Consider the following 18,949-nt stretch of genomic DNA (forward strand, 5'->3'; position numbering starts at 1 on the left):
AAAGTACCCGCCGCTTAATCGACTCATCCGCGGACCACAGCTCCGATGGTGCGGATGTTTCGGCCGAGACTCCACCCAAAGCGGGTCGTGAGGACGAACACGACCGCGCCGTAGACGCCCGCCCCGACTATTACGAGCAGGACGAACTCAACCAGCGGGTTGACGGTAACGAGCAGCTGGGTCGCCCAGACCGCACCGCCCATCAGGAGGCTGGCGACGAGTGGGTAGGTAATCTCGCGGACGAACCGGCCGTAGGTCGTCTCCACGGTTCTAACGAGGAGGTAGATGTCGATGGGCACGGAGGGGACGACGTACGTCGCGACGACGGCGGCGGCGGTGCCGACGATGCCGTACTGGAGCGTCGCGGGGATGATGACGATGGCGAGGAAGACGGTGCGAAGCGCCGAAACTTTCGTCCCGTAGTCGGGGTGGCCCCGTGCCTGCCACACCGGGGCGAACGTCATCGTCATCGAGATGAGGAAGGCGTAGACGCCGATGAGTTGAATCGGGACGATGGTCGGTTCCCACGTCTCGCCGAGGAAGGCGACGACGAAGGTGGGCGCGACGGCGACGATGCCAACCGCGAGGGGGAACGAGACGGCCGTCGAGACCTGCACCGTCTGGAAGAACGCTTCCCGCAAGGCGGGGACGTCATCCTGCAATTTCGAATAGCTCGGGAAGGCCACCGAGGAGATGACGGCGGCGATTTCGGTCGCCGGGGCCATCGCGAACTGATAGGCGACCTGGTAGAAGCCGAGTGAGGTGGCGTTCAACAGCCAGCCGACCACCGCGTCGTCGCCCTGACTGTAGAGGAACGTGACGATGCCGCCCCCGGTGACCCACTTCCCGTAGGTGAACAGTTCGCGGGCCGCGCTGAGGTCGAACGACAGCCCCGGCCTGAACTCGTGGGCGAGGTAGGAGACAACGAGGCGGGCGGCGTCCGCGAGGACGTAGCCGAGGACGAGCGCCCAGACCGAGCCGTAGATGACCGCGATGGTGACCGCGACGATGAAGTTGGTGAACGACCCCGACAACTGGTAGACGAGCTGTTTGTGGAACTCCAAGTTCTTCTGGAAGTAGATGACGCCCGGATTTCTGATACCCGTCAACAGCGGCGAAATCGCCACCACTTGCAGGACGGGCAGGGCGCGCGGTTCGTGAAAGAGGTCGGCGACCAGCGGCGCGATGGCGAACGTCACTGCCGCAAGGAGCAAGCCGCGGGCGACTTCCATGCTCCAGGCGGTGTTGAGGTAGTGGTCGACGTCGTCGCCCTTCTGGTAGATGAGTGCCTGATTCAGGCCGAGATTCGAGAGTCGTCGGAGCGCCGTCGCCGTGAGCAGCGCGATACCCATCAGCCCGAAGTCGGCGGGCGCGAGCAATCGGGCGAGGATGACCAGCAACAGAAGTTGCAGGCCGCGGTCGGTGATGTTCGATATCGTCACCCAGATACCGCTCTTTATCGTCCGGTCTGCGAGCGACCCGCCGGGGAGCAACCGCCGAAAGAGACCGCCACCGGGAACTCTCATCGTACCACCACTAGCCTGCGTCCGCGTCGCAGCGACGAACCATACGGAAGAGACGGGACGCTCATTATCCTGTACCTGGGCCGTCGGCGGCAATTGTTATTTCAGAGTTAATGTCGCGTAAGCGGCGTCGTCGAATCGGAAAACTGGCAGACAGAGACGGAATTGGCTGCCAAATCCGACGCAACCACGGTGTGACAGGAACTGACTAACAATGTCCGTTCGGGGCGAAGAGCAGGTATGGGAGCAGCCGGCAAAACCCCGCTCGTGAGCGTCGTCGTCCCGACGCGCGACCGGCCTGACGCACTCACGAAGGCGATTGCGAGCATCAACGCCCAGACATACGAGTCCATCCAACTCATCGTGGTAGACGACTCCGAGAAATCGGCAGAACACGTCCTGAAAGGGCTCGAACTCGCGGCCATCGCGGAGACGCACTTCATCAGAACCGCGAACCCGCAGGGGGCGGCCGCCGCACGAAACCGCGGCCTCGCCGCCGCTGACGGCACGTACGTCGCCTTTCTCGACGACGACGACCAGTGGGAACCCGAAAAACTCGAAAAGCAAATCGCCCGTTTTGCGGCCGCAGACGACGACGTCGGCGTGGTGTACACCGGCCAACGCTACGTCGATACGAGGGGACGCACGACCACGATTCGGACGCCGACGACGCGAGGCTGGGTGGCTCGCGACCTGCTCCGAGGCGAACCGCTAGCCCCGTTCTCGACGGTGCTCGTTCGGAAAACCGCGCTCGACGCGGCCGGGACGCTCGACGACCGCTTCCCCGTCTGGGAGGATCGCGAGTGGTACCTCCGACTCGCGACTGTGTGTGCGTTCGACATCGTCCCCGAACCGCTCGTCGTCCGCCGGATGGGCGCGGGTGACCAACTCTCGGGGGAGTTCGAGCGCATTCGGGATACCGCGTACCCGCTTTTGCTCGAAACCCACCGCCCGCTCGCGGCGTCCTACGGCATGGTTCCCGAGTTCGAGGCCGCGACCGCTCGGATGCTCGCGGTGGCCGCACTGGATGCTGGCGCCTATCGCGACGCTCGCCGGGCGTCGATTCGGGCGCTGCGAGCGACCCCGACGGATTCCGCGTCGTGGGCGTATCTCGCACTCTCGCTCGGCGGGCGGCTTACCTACGGCCTCGCCCGGACGCTAAAGCGCCGCGTCTCCCGAACTCAGGCCTCGAACAACACGTTGCCGTAGAGCCGAATTGGGCTCTCGTCGCTGATGTCGTCGATGTTGATGACCGACCGGTCGAGCCCGTTTACGAAGGGTTGGGCTGCCGTCACGATACACGGGGTCGGCGTATCGGTCGTATGTTCGTAGAGGAGGGGTGCGTCGGCGGTTTCGACCGACGAGAGCGTCGGGGCTGACCCGAGTTTCAGGAGACACCGGTCGTCTGCGAGGCCGCCGTACTCGACGCGAATCGGGTGGCGGGCGGTGGTTATCGACCCGCCGTCGACGAGGCAGTCGGTTGAATCGACCAGTCGGATGCCGTCGCGTCCCGCGCCGGACTGTTCGATGCGGCAGTTTCTGAAGACCGATTCCGGACCTTCCTCGATGCGGATGGCCTCGCCGCCGCTCGCAGAGCCGAGGATGGTGACGTTTTCGACGGTAATCCAATGTGGCTTCGGCGGCACCTGCTGGGAGGGTCGCCACGGGAGTTCGCCCGGCCGCGCCCGGCGAATCGCGGGCGTGTCGTCGATGTCGCAAACGATGACCGAATCTTTCAGCACCATCGTCTGGCCCTGTGGCGAGAGTTCGACGAGCGACTGGGACTTCGGCGAGTTGCGAGCGATGACCCGGCAGTTTCGAATCTCTGCCCCTGGTTCGATGCCGGGCACGTCGAGTTGCACGCCGGTTTCGACCACGATGGCGCGCGTGTTGAAGCCAGTCGAGATGTTTTCGAGCGGTGGACCAGTGTATTTCTCCAGGTCGATTTCGACCGTGCAGTTTTCTGCGAAACTGCCCTTTCCGCCGAGGCGGATGCTCGAAGCGTTGTTGTTGAGGAAGTACGAATCGACGATTTGTACCTTCCCGGGCGTCCGGGAGGTGTAACAGGCGTTGTTTCCGAACTCGCGGAAATCACACTTCTCGATGCGGATAGTTCCCTTGTGTTCCCACCCCGCCCAGACGGCGATGCGTCCGTTTCCGTTGAGATAGCCGTCGATGCGCGCGCCTTCCTTTGCGACGACCCGCCTGAGCGTCCCGAGGCCATCCGGGTCGGTGATGGCGAGCAGGAACGCGCTCGCTTGCTCGCGGAACTCGGTCAGACCGCGACCCACGTACTCCAGGTCCTGGACGTGAAACTTCGTCCGCGTCAGGAGGCGGATGCCGGCGGACGTCTGTGGGTGGGTAATGTCGATATCGACGTTTTCGAGCAGAATCTCGTCGACGTCGACTTCGTTGGTGTCGAAGACGAGGTCGTGGAACCCCACCGACGGGACGATACGCACGTCACCAATTCCGAGGAGGCCAACCGTGTTCGCCTCGAAGTTGTACGTCTCGTTCAGCAGATAGCGACCCGCCGGCAGGACGACGAGGGTTCCGGCCGTCGCCGCCATCGCCAGCAGGTCGTCGATTGGTTCTGACCCAGTCGGGTCTGCGCCGAAATCAGCCACGAGGTCGACCGACCGTATGAACTGGATGCCGTGGCGCAACAGGTTCGGTGGTTCCGCCGTCGGGGTTTCGGGCGGCGTGGGCGGCGGCGTAGGCGTCGGTCGGGGAACGAACTGACACCCGGCGAGGCCGCCGCCCAGTGCGGCGGCTCCTATCGCCGCGAGATATCGCCGTCTGGACGGGCGCGTGCCCATTACTTCGACGGAGACGACGGGAGCGTATCGTTATTCTGCGCTTACGGACAGTGTGTCACAGCAAACCGACCGCCGACGGACGGGCACTGTCGCTCACCGTACGAGAGCGGGGGAGAATGGCAGCGAGCGGACTGGCTTAGCCGTCCAGGTCTTCGAAGGTTATCGCGGCAGACCCGCGAACCTTGAACTTGGTCACGTCGCCGTCGAAGCGGTAGGCGTCGGTCCCTTCCGCGACCACGCCGGTGACGGTTCCGTTCTTTACGGTGTCGTCTAAGCGGTCCCACGTCGTCGCGTCCTCGGGGGCGGAACTGAGCGCGTCACTGCGCACGAGTTCGCCGTCGACCGACACCATGTAGCCGGTGACGTCGTCGCTCGCGTCGCCGTCGAGGATGAGCAGGTTCGGCAGTTCTGGAAGCCGTTCGAGTGCCTCCTCTGGCCGAACCTTGATGCCGTCTACGTAGATGTCTGCCGGGCCGTCCACCGAGATGTCGGTGATTTCACCGGAGTACTGGTAGCTGTGGGCCGCTTTCGAAACCGCACCCTCGACGTTCGTCCCGAAGACGTTCTTGTTGAGGTCGAGTTTGCTGTCGGCAGCCTCCGAGACCGAACCGCTCACGTTGAACGTGTAGGTGGTCGTTCCGGTGGCCGCGCCGACGAGCGCGATAGTGTGCGTCGCTGCGTCCTTCGCGCTCGATTTGGTGGCGTCAGTCGCGCTTCCGCCGCTCGAACTACCGCTGTTCGAACCGGCATCACTCGACGCACTGGTGGTCGAATCGGCTGCCGTGACGCCCTTCTGTGGCGCGTCGTCTGCGGTCTGGGCGACCGACGACGGGTCTATGGCCTCACCGTTTACCGTGATGGTCGGGTTGCCGCCCGTCACGTCGAAGCGGGTGAACGAACCGGTGAAAGTATAACTGTCGATGCCGCCTTCGACCTGTCCGCGGGCAGTGGTCCCCGAGAGGTCGTCGTTGTCGTCTACGGTCGCGCCGTTCGCCTCGCTCTTTTGCAGGTCGCCGCTCACCGAAAAGACGTACTCGCCCGGCGATTCGACGCCGTTGATGGTGAGGACCTTCTCGTTCGAATCAGTGGCTGCGGCCTCGTTGGAGTCAGATTCCGTCTCATCGCCCGAGGATTTCGAGTCCGAAGAATCACCTTCGGCGCTTTGGGTGGATGCAGCGTCACTGTCCGAATCGGTCTGGTCGCTCGACGCACCAATCTTCGTGCTCGGAACCGGGCAGGAGCCGGATTGCTCGATGCCGGCCGTCTCGCCCGTCGAGTTCTGGTAATCGACTGCCGTTCCGCTCACGTTGATGGTCGAGTTCGTCACGTTCACGTCGTTCGAGTTGACGACGCGCACGCCGGAGCGCCCGGACCCGGTCTGCTGGATACAGCAGTCCGTGATGGAACTGCCGTCGGCGCTGTCGATGAACACCGCTTCCCGGCCGTCCGCGCTCCCCGTGATGCTGCAGTTCTCCAGGTGGAGGTAGTGGGGTTTCGGTGGAACCTGCTGGTACGGCCGCCACTGAATCGCGCCGGGTTCGCCGCGGCGGACCGCAGGCGTGTTCGGAAGGTCACACTGAATGCGCGTGTTCTTGACCGTCACGCTGCGTCCCTGCGGGGAGACGTTGATGAGGCCGACGCCCTGCGGGGCGTTGCGGCCGATAATGTCACAGTCGACGATTTCTGCGCCCGCCGGAATCGCGGGAACGTCCTGCTGGACACCCTGGTCGACGGAGATGCCGCGAATCCCGAACTCGTTCGACGTGTCGATTGGCTTCGGGCCGGTGTACTTGTCGAAGTCGATTTCGAGGACGCAGTTTTTGACGTAGCTCCCCTTGCCACTCAGGCGAATCTGAGAGGCGTTGTTGTTGAGGAAGTACGAATCGACGATCTGGACGTTGCCGGGGGTTCGGGAGGTGTAACAGGCGTTGTTCCCGAACTCGCGGAAGTCACACTCCTCTAAGCGAATGGTCCCTTTGTTCGACCAGCCAATCCAGACGCCGATGCGGCCGTTGCCGCCCTCGTAGCCGTCGAACCGGGAGCCTTTCTTGGCGACGGCTTTCTTGAGGACACCCTCGCCATCTGCGCTTTCGAGTGCGAGGAGGAACGCGCTTATCTGGCCCTGGTGGGCCGTGATGCCGCGCCCGAGGTATTCGATGTCCTCTAAATGGAACTTGGTCTGGCACTTCAGGCGGATGCCCGCCGTCGTGCTCTCGTCTCGAATGTCGATGTCGATGTTCTCGATGAGGATTTCGTCGTACCCGGACCAGCTGTCGATGAGGAGGTCTGTGTAGCCGTTCGGCGGGACGAATTTCACGTCGCCTTCGCCGAGGAATCCGAGGCGGTTGTTGCGGGGGATGTACTTGCCGCTAAATTTGTAGCTGCCTTCGGGGAATTTGATGAGGGTTCCGTCGCTCGCCGCTTGCTCGAGGGCCGAGTTCACGGGTTCGGTGCCAGTTGGGTCTGCGCCGTAGTCGTCGACGATGTTCACGACACGGTCGAAACTGATGCCGTGTCGGGTCGTCGCAGCCTTCGCACTGCCGGAGGAAACGACCGCTGCAGTACTGCCGGCCGCTGCCGCGTACGCACCCATTCTAAGATAATCGCGACGATTGAGAAGGGAGTCGTCCTCCTCTGCCGTCGCTTTTCGTTGCTGTCCGCGTGCCAGTTCGCGTGCCATTGCAGTTCGTTAAGCACAAGCTACCGACCATAAATATTGTGATTCTGACATTAGTTCGATTTGTTGAGTGTCACGCAAACATACTAATCAAATCCTGACTGTCTCCGCCGCTAACCTATTTATCAACCAGGTGATTCATGTCCGTATAACTGTTCGACCAATCGGATTAGTTCCGGATTAATCGGGCGACTGTGTAAGTTTATACGGGCCAGTACCAGGTGAACACTCTGCGCGCCGAAACGGTATCGCTGACGTGATAGTTCACACTCATGTATCGCGAAATTGGTCATTTCGAGATTCGGTACGGAGCCCGACCGTGCCGTATGCAATCGTTTCACACTGCTGAATATACTGTCAGAAATTGTGATGTATGTCCGTGGCTTTTCGAGGGTGACTTCGGGCTGGCTCGGATGGTGGATGGCCACGCCGCTGGCGACTTTGTTCGATTGGGGATTCCGTCGTTCGAACGCTTATTCTGTCGCCTGTGCTCCGACGGTGAACCGGCCGTTATCACGTTTCGCGTCTGACGCGTGCGCGCCGGGAGCCCCGCTTCAGGCAGACTCACTCCCCTCTGGGGCAGCCGCCGAATCCGGCTGGTCTGTCGCTTCGGTTGCGGGGTCTTCGGCTTTGACGACGGGTGCTGGTCGCGGTTCGTACGTCGGGTCCACCAGCCACGGGAAGACGATTCGGCCGAACTCGTAGACCACGGCGAGGATGAGTGGGCCGAGGAAGATGCCGTACCACCCGAACAGCAGGGGGCCGAAGGTGTAGGCGAGAATCACCGCCCCGATGTGGAGCGACCGTCCGCTCACGTAGGGGCGCAGCAACTGGTCTGGGATGGTGTCCACGACGACGATGGAGACGACGCTGAACACCACCGGGAACCAGAGTGCTTCGGGGGCGACGAGCGCCGCACGAGCGAACAGGAGGGCCGCGACGGGCACCCAGACGATTTTCATACCGATGACCGGGACGAGGCTGCCGACGCCGACGAGCATTCCGACGAGCACCGGTTCGGGAATGCGCACCGGGGCCGGGGCGAACAGATTGAGTACGACGTACGTGACCACCCCGAGCAGGCCGGTGGCGAGCGCGTTCAGGATGTTGCCGAAATAAATCGACCGGAGGTCGGCATCGACCGTCCTGAAGTAGTGTTCGAGCGGGCTGTCGCGCCGGAGAATCGTCTGCCGTCCCCAGGCGACGAATCGGTAGTCGTCTTTCAGGAGGAAGAAGGCGATGAGCAGGGCGATGAAGGCGTGGAAACTCACGTTCAGTAGCGTCGCGAGCGAGGCGAGCAGCACGTCCGTCACCTGCCCGAGTACGTCGCCAAGTCCCGAGTCGGCGAGTTGACTGGGGTCCGTGATGAGCAATCGAATCGTCTCCTCAGAATCCTGGAGTACGGTCGTCAGGTCGATGTACGGGGCGATGAGCGCTGTCAGCTCGGCCTGCCGCTCCGCATCGAGGTACTGCGACAGCGTGTTGATGATGATGGCGATCGCCCAGCCGACGAGGAACAGCACGGGAATCGCGACCAACGTAAGCGTCACGACGACGGCGTACAGCCGTCGCTGGATGCGTCTGTTCACCTGCTTGAACACGGGCCGCGTCACGTAGTAGATGAACAGCCCGAGGACGACGGTCCCCACGAACTGCCAGGTGACGTACGCGAGCGTGAGAAACAACACTAGCGCGACGACCCACAGCCCCGCCCGGTCGCGTCTCATCTCGCTCTGCTGTAACGCTCGCAAGATGCGCGACCGCTCGGCAGGTGTACCGGCGTCTGTGTTGGAAGTGTCTGTCATGGCTTTCGGGAGCCTACACGGCGAGTCGCAGCCCGCCGTTCCCACCCCGGCGCGACCCGTGAGAGCCTTCCCTCTAGTACCGCTTGGGCGGTATTAACCGTTGGCCGCGTTCGCCCCGGCGGCAACGCCCGCTCATTCGAGGTAGCCCAGTCCGCGCAGGCGGTCTTCGACCGCGGAATAATCTTCCTCGACGATGCCGGCAGATTGGGTTCGCCGGTAGGCGCGTGACTTGATTTCCCGTCGTGCCGTCTCGGAGTCGGGGGCGAAGATTTCTGTGAGGACGCGCCCGTCTGAATCCTTCGCAATCGGTTCGCCCGCGGCGTGGAGCACGGTCGGCGCGACGTCCACCACCCACGCCTCGGTAGGGGCGACGCCTGCCGCGACGTCCGGTCCCCACGCGAAGAAGATGCCGTCTGGTCTGTGGTACGCCGCGACGCCGGTCACGTCGCCGACGACTTCGGGGCCGAGCGACGGGTCTACGTGGTAGCCTTCGCGAGCGGTGATGACGAGGTCAGGACCGTTCGGGTCGCGAGGATTGAGCGTCGCGCCGTCGAACACCGACAGGACGGGCGCTCCCGTCTCGGGATCGGTCAGGGCTGCGAGCAGCGCGGCGAGTTCGGCCTTGATTCGAGGGCGGTCCGACGGGGAGACCGCGCCGGGCGTAAACCGCGCCGTGTCGTTGACGTAGACGCTCCCGAGGCCGTGGAGGAAGGCGGTCGTTCGTCGGTGGTCCACGTCGTACAGCTGGTGGTCGCCCGGGATGCGCGCTGCCGCCGACTTGAGGACGCCCGGCGGGAGGTACTGCACCAGTAGGCGGTCGGTGATGCCGACCCGCGAGAGGGCTGCGAGGACGCGAGTCTTGTCGAGGCCGAGTTTCGAGAGCGCTCCTCGCACCCCGGTCTGGGACCGCGGAACGAGGTAGCCCGTTTCGACGAGCAGGCGGTTCACGCTCACTACGCGGGAGACGGGGCCAAAGCCGTGGTCTGAAACCACAAACAGCGTCGCCTCGCGCGCCTCGACGTAAGCCATGACCTCACCGAGGATGTCGTCGAGCGTCCGGTAGTGGTTGAGGAGCACGTCGTCGTCCCAGACGAGGTGCTGGAGGCGGTCGGGAGCGACGTACACGAAGAAGAACAGTCGCCAGTCCTCGCGCTCCATGAGCAATTCCATGAGCTTTCGGCGGTTGGCGACGAGGCGTTCGAGGTCCGCGAGGAACGCCTCGGTCCGGTCGCCGTACTCGTGCCACTTGAGTTCGAACTGGTAGTCCGGAAGCTCGCGGCGTATCTGCGCTTCGAGCGATTTGGGGTGGGCGAACCGCGCCGAGGCCGAGGGCGTGAGCATCCCCGTCACGAGCGCCCCGTCGATTTCGGCCGGCGGGTAGGTGAGCGGGACGTTGCCCACGACTGCCGGGGTGAGTTGCTCCCAGAGCACTGGCTCGCGGATGTCGTTTCGCGAGTAGGGTCGCTGGGTGTAGTCCGCGCCCAGTTTCACGAACTCGTAGACGCCGTGGCGGTCGGGCCACGTTCCGGTGGCGATGGCTGGCCAGGCGACGGGCGTGTTCGCCGGTTTCGTGCTTTCGAGCGGGCCGGCGGCCCCCTCCGCGAACAGACGGGCGAAGTTCGGTAACTCGCCAGCGTCGCTCCAGCGCACGACCAGGTCCCACGGGACGCCGTCGAAGCCGAGGACGAACGCCCGGCCGTGGCTCTGCGTGGACATTCTGCCAGAAGATAGGCCTGCGACGGGTATTGTTACGCGGCGACTACAGCGTCACTCGACGACGAGCGGGTCAGTCTCCGTGGTTTCGCCGACTGGCTGCCCTCCCGCCAATCCCGCGTACAGTGCAGTGAGGTTGGCTGCGACCCCTTGCCAGGTGTACTCCTGTTCGACGAGTCGGCGATTCGTCTCTGCCATCTGTCGCACGGTTTCGGGGGCTGCCACGAGCGACCCGAGCGCGGCGGCGAGTTCTTCTCCGTCACCCGGCTGGACGAGAATCCCGCCCTCCGCGCCAACGAGTTCGGGGATGCTCCCCACCGGGGTCGAGATGATGGCGTTCCCACCGGCCATCGCTTCGAGGATGGCGATTGGCAACCCCTCTGCGTGCGTCGGGAGCACGTAAATCGAGCTTTCTGCGAGGAGGTCGCGTTTCGCTGCCTCGCTCACGAAGCCGCGGTAGGTCACGTCGGGCGTCGTCTCGGCGAGTGCCTCCGCGAAGTGTGAGAGCGGGCCGCGTCCGGCAATCGTCACCCGGAAGTCGAGCCCCTCACGCTTGCAGGCGGTTACGGCGTCTACGAACTCGCGCAGGCCCTTTCGGGGGACGTGATTCGAGACGAACGCGACGTGCGGGGGCGTCACGTCGAAGTGGGGGTCGTACTCGTCCGGGTCTACCGCGTTCGGGAGCACGAGCAGCGGGGTGGTTCCCGCGACCGGCCTGAGGACGTCGCGCCAGTAGGCAGAGAGGACGACGACCGCGGCGGCGGCAGCGAACACCCGAGAAAGCAGCAGACGAGACGGGCGAGAGGCCCGCTCTACGAAGTCATCGAACTCGGAGCCGTGGACGTGGAGGACGACGGGCCGCCGCCAGAGGTAGCTGGCGACGAGGACGAACCACGACGAGAGGTAAAACGACCGCCAGTGGGAGGTGTGGACGTGGACGACGTCGGGTCGTGACTGGAACGGGAACCGAACCGCGCGCAACCCTGCCCGAAACACCTCTTTTGTGAGCCACCACGCGCCGGTTCCGTCCGAGGCCGGAGCCACGTCGTAGACCCGGGTGCGAACCGTTCTCGGCAAGTACGACACCTGCGCGGCGATGTATCTGGCTATCCCACCCGTCTCCTTGCTCGCCGGCCCGACGACCAGCACCTCGACCGAACCCATGTCACTAACTGACATACGCGGGTTCGCCGGTTAGTAAGTCACAACTTATCCTATAGAACATCCGACCGATGCCCTACGTGTTCTCTCTGAACGTCCCCTCGGGGACTGGCGGGCGAGCCCCGATATCGACGTAGAACTGGTGGTACTCGCCGTTCGACTGGACGAGGTGGACGCCCCTCTCGGTGGTGATGGCGGTGAAACTCGCCCGCGAGTAGCGAAGTTCGCGGTAGGCGTCTACCTCTCGCTCTATATCCGTCTGAGTGACGACGAACCAGTGGTCGCGCCTGACGACTTCCTCTGGATGGTTCTCGTAGTACGGTCGCAATCCGGTGAGCATCGCCGATTCGGGGGCCGGCCCGCTGTGGATGGAGAAGGGTTCGTCGTAGAACGCCGCCTCGTAGCGGTCGATGCCCGTCCTCACCGCCCCGTACCAGATGGTCTTGTCCGCCGGCTGGGCGTTGAAGGAGGTCTGGTAGCCCTCCATGTGCTGGGCGGCGACGTGCTGACCGGGGAGGAAGATGTACGGCGAGGGGAACAGGCTCACCAGCGAGAGCGCGACGAGTGCGACCACCCCGAGCACGATGAGTGGCCGGACGAGCGTGCTGAGAGATCCGCTCGAAACACGCCCCGCGAGGCGTGTAATTCCCACTGCACCGAGAATCGTGGCGATGACCATGGCGAATCCGAGGTGCCGGAAGAAGTACGTCGAGATGTCGCCGATGAACTGCGCAGCGACGACCGGGAGGAACGCGAGCGACCCCCAGACGAAAAACGGCAGCAGCCCGCCGACGCGGGTTTCTACTGCCCGTCCGCGGAGCCACCCGACGATTAGCAGGGCACTCGCTGCGAGGTACACGACGCTCACCAGAAAGAGCTTCACGAACAGTTCAGCGAGGCTCACGCCGATGTCGGCCGCCGAATCGGACTGCGAACTGATGACCTGTCCTGCGGCAGCGGTTCCGAGCAACAGACCCTCGACCGCCGCGAGCGTCTGGTCTAAGGTGTTGAACGTGGACTGGTGCTGGTTCACCCAGAAGACGAAGATGACCAGCAGGACGAACACCTGTCCGTAGATGGCCCGATAGCCCGCCGCCGCGCTATTCGGTTGCAGGAGGCGGTAGAGCAACTGAACTCCGGCCATCCCCAGAACGAACAGGAGGACGTTGAGCGTCAACTGTGGGTGCAAGATGACCATGACGAACGCGACGAGCGGCAGCACGAGCGACGCCGCGGAGACGAATTGCGGCAGGCGGTCGTCGTTTGCCTCGTGGCTCATGTGCTTGACCAGCAGGTACAGAAAGAGCGGAAAGAACAGCGTCGCGAGCGTGAAGGGGTGAAAGGAAACGTGCGTCGCGAGGCTGTTGATTGGCAGGAGCAAGAACGCCGAAAACGCGGCGACGGTGGCCACTCGACTCGAAGGGAGGAGCAGTCTGGCCGTGAGCGCAACGAACAGGAAGTAGACCACGGTGAACACGAGCACGGTGAACAGCATCGCCGTCGGCATGGCGAACCCGGTCAGGCGGCCGAGCACGGCCGCGAACAGGTGGCTGCCCGGATACGGAATGCTGTAGACGGTGAACACGCCTGCGTCGAGCGACCGCGCCCAGCCGAGGTGGATGAGCGAGTCGAGCAATCCGTAGAAGTAGTAGCCCCGAATCAACGGCAGGCCGACGACCGACGTGGTCGCCGTCCCGGCGAGCAGGACGCTTCCGGCCCGCAGACTCCACGCTGCGCCGTACAGAGCTACGACGATGGCGATAAGGAACGCCGCGGCGACCCCAATCCAGAACGCGACCGGCGTGGCTTCGTAAATCGAGAGTTCGTAGCGCGTCGCCGGGGCCGCGTGTGCGACCACTACGGCGGCGAGCAGCGAGAGGTAGCCGACGGTGAGCGCGACTGTTCCACCGCGTCTTCGCGCCTCGTAGCGGTCTGCGACGCCGACGGCGTGTCGCGTAGTGCCCAGCCCATCGACGAAGCTATCCACGGCAGATTCCATTCGCTCCGGGTTCTGACTGTCGGAAGACACGACCGCTTCTTACCACTAGAAGCCCCGGCGCAGACTTTGTTATTCCAGAGTTAATGCGAGGCCTGCGTCTACGGGATGGCAGCCGACGGCTCAGGGAGACCCGGCCCGCTCTGACGTCGGTTCAAGGGCGGCTTTCGAGCGAGCGTGAGCGAACTCCGCGATGGCGTAGGCCATCCACGCTTCGGCCCACCGCATCAATACGACCCGTCTGGTGTAGAACCGACCGCAACGGAACGCGAACCGCCCGTCCCCCAGGTACAGGTTCCGAACCGTCCACTGGAGGATGCGCCCGGCGAAGTTGAGGTCACCGGCCCGCGTGAACACGAGAATGCCCTGTGCGGCCGCGTGGACGTCCCGTGGAAAGGCCCGCCGTTCGTCCCAGCGAGGTGCGCCGTCCGGGTCGAACAGGCGAGTACGGTAGAATGCGAGTCCCACGTCGAGTGCCGTCTCGAACCGGTCTGCATTGACCACGGCCGCGTAGTGCTGGAGGCACTCGATGATGAAGCCGTTGTGGTGGCCGTCCATCGAGAGGTGTGACGTTTCGCGGGGGTCACGATAGTACCACCCGCCAATCGGTTGTTGACGGGCCACGACGAACGCGAGGAGTTTCGTGGCCTTCTCGGCGTACGTCTCGTCACCAGTGTGGGCGTAGAGGTCCACGAAACAGCTTCCCGCGAGCGCGATGGCATTCAGGGTGTGGAACGTCGCCTCCTCAGCGGCGACGTAGGTGACGTACGCTTCGTCGCCTGTTTCGGTGTAGTTGAGGTCGGTCGTGAGAAACGCTGCGGCGCTCTCCGCGACCTGCGCGTACGTCGGGTCGAACGCAGCCAGTTCGAGCAGCGACCGGACGCCGTAGGTCGTCGAAACGACGTCACCCTCCGTGGGTTGTCGCTTCCCTCCCAACTCCTGCAGGACGTGTGCGTGACCGCCGCAGAAGCCGTGATAGCCGGGTCTCTGATTGGCGACGAGCCAATCTGCGAGTCCGCGCGCCTCCGCGTCGTAATCCACGTCGTCGAGACCAAGTTGGCTCGCCCGTCGATTCGCGAGAGCGAACAGGGCGCTCCCCTTGAACGATTGGCGTCGCTCGACGAGGAACAGCGGTCGCAGATTGATGGGAGCGCGCTTGATTCCCTCTTGAACGACGAAGTTCAGCCACCGATTCTCGACCGGAAGCGCGGCGAGCAGGCGGCTACTCATCCCGTCTGCGTAGTCCCAGCCGGTGTACGACCGGGCGCGAGCGTAGCGGAGGGTGGCCGCGAGCAGCTCCTCGGGTCGAACCGTCCGCTCGTCAGAGCGAGCCATCCACGTGGACAGACGGGGCGAACCCCAATTGTTAGTCACCGAGTGTACGCCTGAGACCGCGTGTAAGCAGGGCTTTCAGCCTGTCTGAGAAAATATGCACCCAAGTAGTTACGCTGGTTGCCCCCCTCTGTGGGGTCAGAGCGCCCATGCGATACCTGTTCTTCACGAACACTCCGGCGCACGTCCACCTCTACAAACACGCCGTGCGCCGGTTGCAGGCCGACGGCCACGAAGTGCTCATCCTGGGACGGGACTACGGCGTCACCGTTTCCTTGCTCGAATACTACGACCTGCCCTACCTCGTCTACGGGTCGTGCGGGCCGACGAAGGGGTCGCTGCTGCGCAACCTCCCGAGGCATTTTGCCCGCATCCTCCGACTCGCCCGCGAGTTCTCCCCGAACCTCGTCTTCGGGATGGGCTCGTACGCCGCCTTCGCCGGGGCCGTCTCCCGAGCACCGGTCGTCCTCATCCTCGACTCCGAGCCGACGAGCCTCGACCACCGGTTCTCCCGGCGCTTTGCGACGACCATCCTGACGCCCCACGCCTTCCGCAAGGACCTCGGCCAGAAGCACTTCCACTTTACCGGATTCAAAGAGACCGCCTACCTCCACCCGGACGTGTTCGTGCCCAACCCCGGCATCCGCGACCTGCTCGGCCTCGACACGGACGAGCGGTTCGCCATCGTCCGGTTCAATGCCTTTGGCTCCCACCACGACGTGGGCCACGCTGGCTTTTCGCCCGCCCAGCGCCGCGAACTCCTCACCGCCCTCGCCGAGTACGTCACCGTGTTCGTCTCCGACGAGTCAGAATCCCTCGCGTTCGACGACCTTCCCGCCCGCCGATTCGACTTGCACCCGGGACTGATGCACGACGCGCTCGCCGCCGCCGACCTGCTCGTCGCCGACACGCAGACGATGGTCACGGAGGCCGCCCTGCTCGGGACGCCCGCCATCCGGTCTAACTCCTGGGTCGGCGCGGACGACATGGGCAACTTCACCGACCTCGCCGTCCACGGCCTCATCTACAACGTCCGTGAGTTCGACACCGTCCTCACCCTCGCCCGCGACCTAGTCGCAACCCCCGACGCGAAAGCCGAGTGGGCCGAAAAGCGCGATGCCTACATCGCGGACAAAGTGAATCTCACCGACCTCATCGTGGAGGTGGCAGCACACATGGGCGCAGTCGAGGGAATCGCGCAGGTGGAGCGCGGTGCGGGCGTGCGACCTGCTCCATGACCCCTGTACTCACCCCTCAGGCGAACGCTATGCTCCGTGCGAGCGTTTTGGTTCACCATGGACGAACTCACCACCAGTATCGACATCGACGCGCCGCCGGAGACGGTCTGGCGGGTGCTCACCGACTTCGACCACTACCCCGAGTGGAACGACTTCATGCACATCGCCGGACGCCCGACCGTCGGAACGCGGTTGCACATCACGCCCGGCCCCGCGGCGGGGCGCTCGCCGTCGTTCAAACCGGAAGTCCTCAGAGCGGACGCAAACCGCGAACTGCGATGGCTCGGCCACCTCTACGTCCGGGGACTGTTCGACGGCGAACACCGCTTCGAAATCACCGACCTCGGCGACGGCACGTCACGGCTGACGCAGGCAGAGCGGTTCTCGGGGGTCCTCGTCGGCCTGTTCAATCGCTTCTTCGGCGACCAGACCGAGCGCAACTTCCACGGCGTGAACGCGGCACTCAAGGAACGAGCAGAATCGATGGCAAAAGCAGACGGCGCGGACGCGGCGGCCTAATTCACTGGTTCTGTAGTCGTGGTACTTCGTGGGTCAGCACCTCACAAATCTTCTCCGCGGCGTGTCCGTCGCCGTAGGGTGCTGGTTTCTCCGACAGCGCGAACGCCCGGGTGAGGCCCTCGCGGATGGCGTCCGGGCTGGATCCGACGAGGACGTTCCATCCTGCATCGACCGTCTCCACCCATTCGGTCTCCTCGCGGAGGGTGACGCAGGGCGTGTCGAGGAAGAAGGCCTCTTTCTGGATGCCGCCCGAATCCGTGGCAACCCGCTCAGCGCCCGCGAGTAGGCGGACGAGGTCGCGGTAGCCCACCGGCGAGACGAGTTTGAGGTTGTTGTGGGCCGTGTCGAGCAGGCCGAAGGATTCGAGGCGGGCTACCGTCCGCGGGTGGGCGGGGAACACCACCGGTAGCGGGGCGTCGCCGAGCGCCTCTACGATGCCCCGGAGCGTCTCGGGGTCGTCCGTGTTCGCGGGCCGGTGGACGGTTGCGAGAATGTACTCACCGTCGGTGAGCGAGAATCGGCCCAACACCGTCGATTCCGCCATCGCTCGGTCGGCCACCGCGAGGATGGCGTCGTACATCACGTCGCCGGTCAGGTGGACGCCCGCGGTGATACCTTCGCGTTCGAGATTCGCCACGGCGGTGTCGGTCGGCGCGAACAGGAGGTCCGCGGCGTGGTCGGTGAGCACGCGGTTCACTTCTTCTGGCATCTCGGGGTTGAAACTCCGCAGGCCCGCCTCGACGTGGGCGAGTACGCAATCGCGTTTGGCCGCGACCAGCGCGGCGGCGAGCGTTGAGTTCGTATCCCCGTAGACGAGCACCGCGTCCGGCTGTTCCTCGTCGAAGACGGCGTCCAGTTTCGCCATCATCTCGCCCGTCTGGATGGCGTGAGGCGCGGAGCCCACCCCCAGATTGTACGCCGGTTCGGGGATGTCGAGGTCAGTGAAGAACACCGCAGACATGGTTTCGTCGTAGTGCTGGCCGGTGTGGACGAGCACCTCGTCGTGGTCGGCAGCGAGCGCCCGCGAGACGGGAAACGCCTTCACGAACTGGGGGCGTGCGCCGACCACCGAACAGAGCTTCACTGGACATCACCGCGTTGCCGTCCGAACGATTCCTCGTCGGGTGACGACACCGAGACGGAGACGTGCTCCGTCGCCTGCTCGCCGACCGTTGGCTTGTGGTGGACGAGCACCACGAGGTCGGCGTTTCGTTCGACGTCGACGCTCACGGCGAGGATGAGCAGAAGCGAGGAGAGCAAGAACACGGAAAAGAGCAGGAGTCCGTCGGTCAGGCCCGCCGTCCCGGTGAGAACGCCGCTACCCACGAGGAGCGTGGCGACGACGCCGAACGCCAGGCCAAACGTGCCGATGATGTATGCAAAGATGGCCGGATGGAAGTCGTAGACGAAGAACTTCATCTTGAGCCGCCAGAGGAACGTCCGCAGGAGGATGGCAGAGAGATGCGGGACGAACGAGGCGTAGTGGATGTCGCTTATTTCCTCGCCGTAGACGGCTGGGTGTGCCACCTCAGCGAGGCGCTGGTCGTAGACGTTACACATCACGAGCAGGTCGTTTTCGAACCCGTAGCCCTCGTACAGTTGCTCGAAAGGGATGGTTTCGAGCGTCCGCCGCGAGAGCGCACAGAAGCCGTTCTGCGGGTCCACCATCTTCCAGTAGCCACTCGCCACCTTCGTCAAACCCGTGAGCACGGAGTTACCGAACAGCCGCCATCTGCTCATGTCGCGGTGATACGCCTTGTACCACAGTCGGTTGCCCTTCGAAAAGTCGGCGACGCCGTCGATGATAGGGTCGAGCAACCGCGAGAGTTGCGTCGGGTCCATCTGCCCGTCGCCGTCCATTCGCGCAACGATGTCGATGCCGTCTGCGAGCGCGAGACCGAACCCGTGTTTCACACAGCCACCGACGCCCATGTTCGCGGGGTTGTTGACGCCGACGACGCGCTCGTCGTACTCGCCCTCGCTCGCAACGCGCTGGTTTGCCACTCGTGCGGCGTGTTGGATGGCGTTCCACGTGTCGTCGGTCGAGTGGTCGTTAAAAACGTAAATCCGGTCGACGAAGGCGGGCATCGTCTCGATGACGCGCCCGATGAGTCTCACTTCGTTGTATGCGGGTACGACAACGCCGATGCGTTGCCCGCGGTACAT

At 64.1% G+C, this 18,949-nt stretch carries 13 protein-coding genes; 3 read left to right on the forward strand and 10 right to left on the reverse strand.

Annotated features, from left to right (window positions below; translation table 11 throughout):
* Positions 1-23: 23 nt before the first annotated feature.
* Positions 24-1,526 (reverse strand): lipopolysaccharide biosynthesis protein, encoded by a 1,503-nt coding sequence (locus P1M51_RS11195; RefSeq protein WP_276248292.1) that lies wholly within the window; start codon positions 1,524-1,526, stop codon positions 24-26.
* A gap of 237 nt (positions 1,527-1,763) precedes the next feature.
* On the opposite strand from P1M51_RS11195, the gene P1M51_RS11200 reads away from it, so the two are divergent.
* Positions 1,764-2,732: a glycosyltransferase family 2 protein gene (locus tag P1M51_RS11200; protein ID WP_276248293.1), complete on the forward strand. Its 969-nt coding sequence runs from the start codon at positions 1,764-1,766 to the stop codon at positions 2,730-2,732.
* Here the strand turns inward: P1M51_RS11200 and P1M51_RS11205 are convergent.
* The 7 genes from P1M51_RS11205 to P1M51_RS11235 all read right to left on the reverse strand — a co-directional run bounded on the left by P1M51_RS11205 (position 2,705) and on the right by P1M51_RS11235 (position 15,029).
* On the reverse strand, positions 2,705-4,342 hold the full coding sequence (locus P1M51_RS11205) for a hypothetical protein (protein WP_276248294.1): 1,638 nt from the start codon (positions 4,340-4,342) through the stop codon (positions 2,705-2,707). The two genes, P1M51_RS11200 and P1M51_RS11205, sit on opposite strands and share 28 nt — an antisense overlap.
* A 136-nt stretch (positions 4,343-4,478) precedes the next feature.
* Complete coding sequence (locus tag P1M51_RS11210; protein ID WP_276248295.1) at positions 4,479-7,022, reverse strand: hypothetical protein; 2,544 nt, start codon at positions 7,020-7,022, stop codon at positions 4,479-4,481.
* Between the two features lie 551 nt (positions 7,023-7,573).
* On the reverse strand, positions 7,574-8,824 hold the full coding sequence (locus tag P1M51_RS11215; protein ID WP_276248296.1) for an AI-2E family transporter: 1,251 nt from the start codon (positions 8,822-8,824) through the stop codon (positions 7,574-7,576).
* A gap of 132 nt (positions 8,825-8,956) precedes the next feature.
* Entirely contained in the window at positions 8,957-10,540 is a 1,584-nt protein-coding gene (locus P1M51_RS11220) for an alkaline phosphatase family protein (RefSeq protein ID WP_276248297.1), read from the reverse strand.
* 51 nt (positions 10,541-10,591) lie between these two features.
* Positions 10,592-11,716, reverse strand: coding sequence for a glycosyltransferase family 4 protein (locus P1M51_RS11225; RefSeq protein ID WP_276248298.1), 1,125 nt, complete (start codon positions 11,714-11,716; stop codon positions 10,592-10,594).
* A 58-nt stretch (positions 11,717-11,774) separates the two neighbouring features.
* On the reverse strand, positions 11,775-13,697 hold the full coding sequence (locus P1M51_RS11230; protein WP_276248299.1) for a hypothetical protein: 1,923 nt from the start codon (positions 13,695-13,697) through the stop codon (positions 11,775-11,777).
* A gap of 120 nt (positions 13,698-13,817) precedes the next feature.
* A complete protein-coding gene (locus tag P1M51_RS11235) occupies positions 13,818-15,029 on the reverse strand; it encodes an antibiotic ABC transporter permease (RefSeq protein ID WP_276248300.1) in 1,212 nt (403 codons plus the stop codon).
* Positions 15,030-15,175: 146 nt separating this feature from the next.
* Between P1M51_RS11235 and P1M51_RS11240 the strand changes: the two genes are divergently transcribed.
* Together P1M51_RS11240 and P1M51_RS11245 are read left to right on the forward strand one after the other, a co-directional pair.
* The gene (locus P1M51_RS11240; protein ID WP_276248301.1) at positions 15,176-16,264 is read left to right on the forward strand and encodes a DUF354 domain-containing protein; all 1,089 of its coding nucleotides are present in this window, start codon (positions 15,176-15,178) and stop codon (positions 16,262-16,264) included.
* Between the two features lie 57 nt (positions 16,265-16,321).
* Entirely contained in the window at positions 16,322-16,783 is a 462-nt protein-coding gene (locus P1M51_RS11245; protein WP_276248302.1) for an SRPBCC domain-containing protein, read from the forward strand.
* Position 16,784: 1 nt separating this feature from the next.
* On the opposite strand, the gene wecB is transcribed toward P1M51_RS11245, so the two are convergent.
* Positions 16,785-17,867 carry a non-hydrolyzing UDP-N-acetylglucosamine 2-epimerase gene (gene wecB, locus P1M51_RS11250; RefSeq protein WP_276248303.1) on the reverse strand — a complete coding sequence of 361 codons (1,083 nt, stop codon included), beginning with the start codon at positions 17,865-17,867 and terminating at the stop codon, positions 16,785-16,787.
* A complete protein-coding gene (locus P1M51_RS11255) occupies positions 17,864-18,949 on the reverse strand; it encodes a glycosyltransferase family 2 protein (protein ID WP_276248304.1) in 1,086 nt (361 codons plus the stop codon). The genes wecB and P1M51_RS11255 overlap by 4 nt, the downstream gene beginning before the upstream one ends.

It is taken from the genome of Haladaptatus sp. QDMS2 (assembly GCF_029338295.1).
Classification (GTDB): Archaea; Halobacteriota; Halobacteria; order Halobacteriales; family Halococcaceae; genus QDMS2.

Bases quoted from the DNA above. Each gene is read 5' to 3' on its own strand.
- P1M51_RS11195 (WP_276248292.1), bottom strand. From the start codon at position 1,526: ATGAGAGTTCCCGGTGGCGGTCTCTTTCGGCGGTTGCTCCCCGGCGGG.
- P1M51_RS11200 (WP_276248293.1), top strand. From the start codon at position 1,764: ATGGGAGCAGCCGGCAAAACCCCGCTCGTGAGCGTCGTCGTCCCGACG.
- P1M51_RS11205 (WP_276248294.1), bottom strand. From the start codon at position 4,342: ATGGGCACGCGCCCGTCCAGACGGCGATATCTCGCGGCGATAGGAGCC.
- P1M51_RS11210 (WP_276248295.1), bottom strand. From the start codon at position 7,022: ATGGCACGCGAACTGGCACGCGGACAGCAACGAAAAGCGACGGCAGAG.
- P1M51_RS11215 (WP_276248296.1), bottom strand. From the start codon at position 8,824: ATGACAGACACTTCCAACACAGACGCCGGTACACCTGCCGAGCGGTCG.
- P1M51_RS11220 (WP_276248297.1), bottom strand. From the start codon at position 10,540: ATGTCCACGCAGAGCCACGGCCGGGCGTTCGTCCTCGGCTTCGACGGC.
- P1M51_RS11225 (WP_276248298.1), bottom strand. From the start codon at position 11,716: ATGTCAGTTAGTGACATGGGTTCGGTCGAGGTGCTGGTCGTCGGGCCG.
- P1M51_RS11230 (WP_276248299.1), bottom strand. From the start codon at position 13,697: ATGGAATCTGCCGTGGATAGCTTCGTCGATGGGCTGGGCACTACGCGA.
- P1M51_RS11235 (WP_276248300.1), bottom strand. From the start codon at position 15,029: ATGGCTCGCTCTGACGAGCGGACGGTTCGACCCGAGGAGCTGCTCGCG.
- P1M51_RS11240 (WP_276248301.1), top strand. From the start codon at position 15,176: ATGCGATACCTGTTCTTCACGAACACTCCGGCGCACGTCCACCTCTAC.
- P1M51_RS11245 (WP_276248302.1), top strand. From the start codon at position 16,322: ATGGACGAACTCACCACCAGTATCGACATCGACGCGCCGCCGGAGACG.
- P1M51_RS11255 (WP_276248304.1), bottom strand. From the start codon at position 18,949: ATGTACCGCGGGCAACGCATCGGCGTTGTCGTACCCGCATACAACGAA.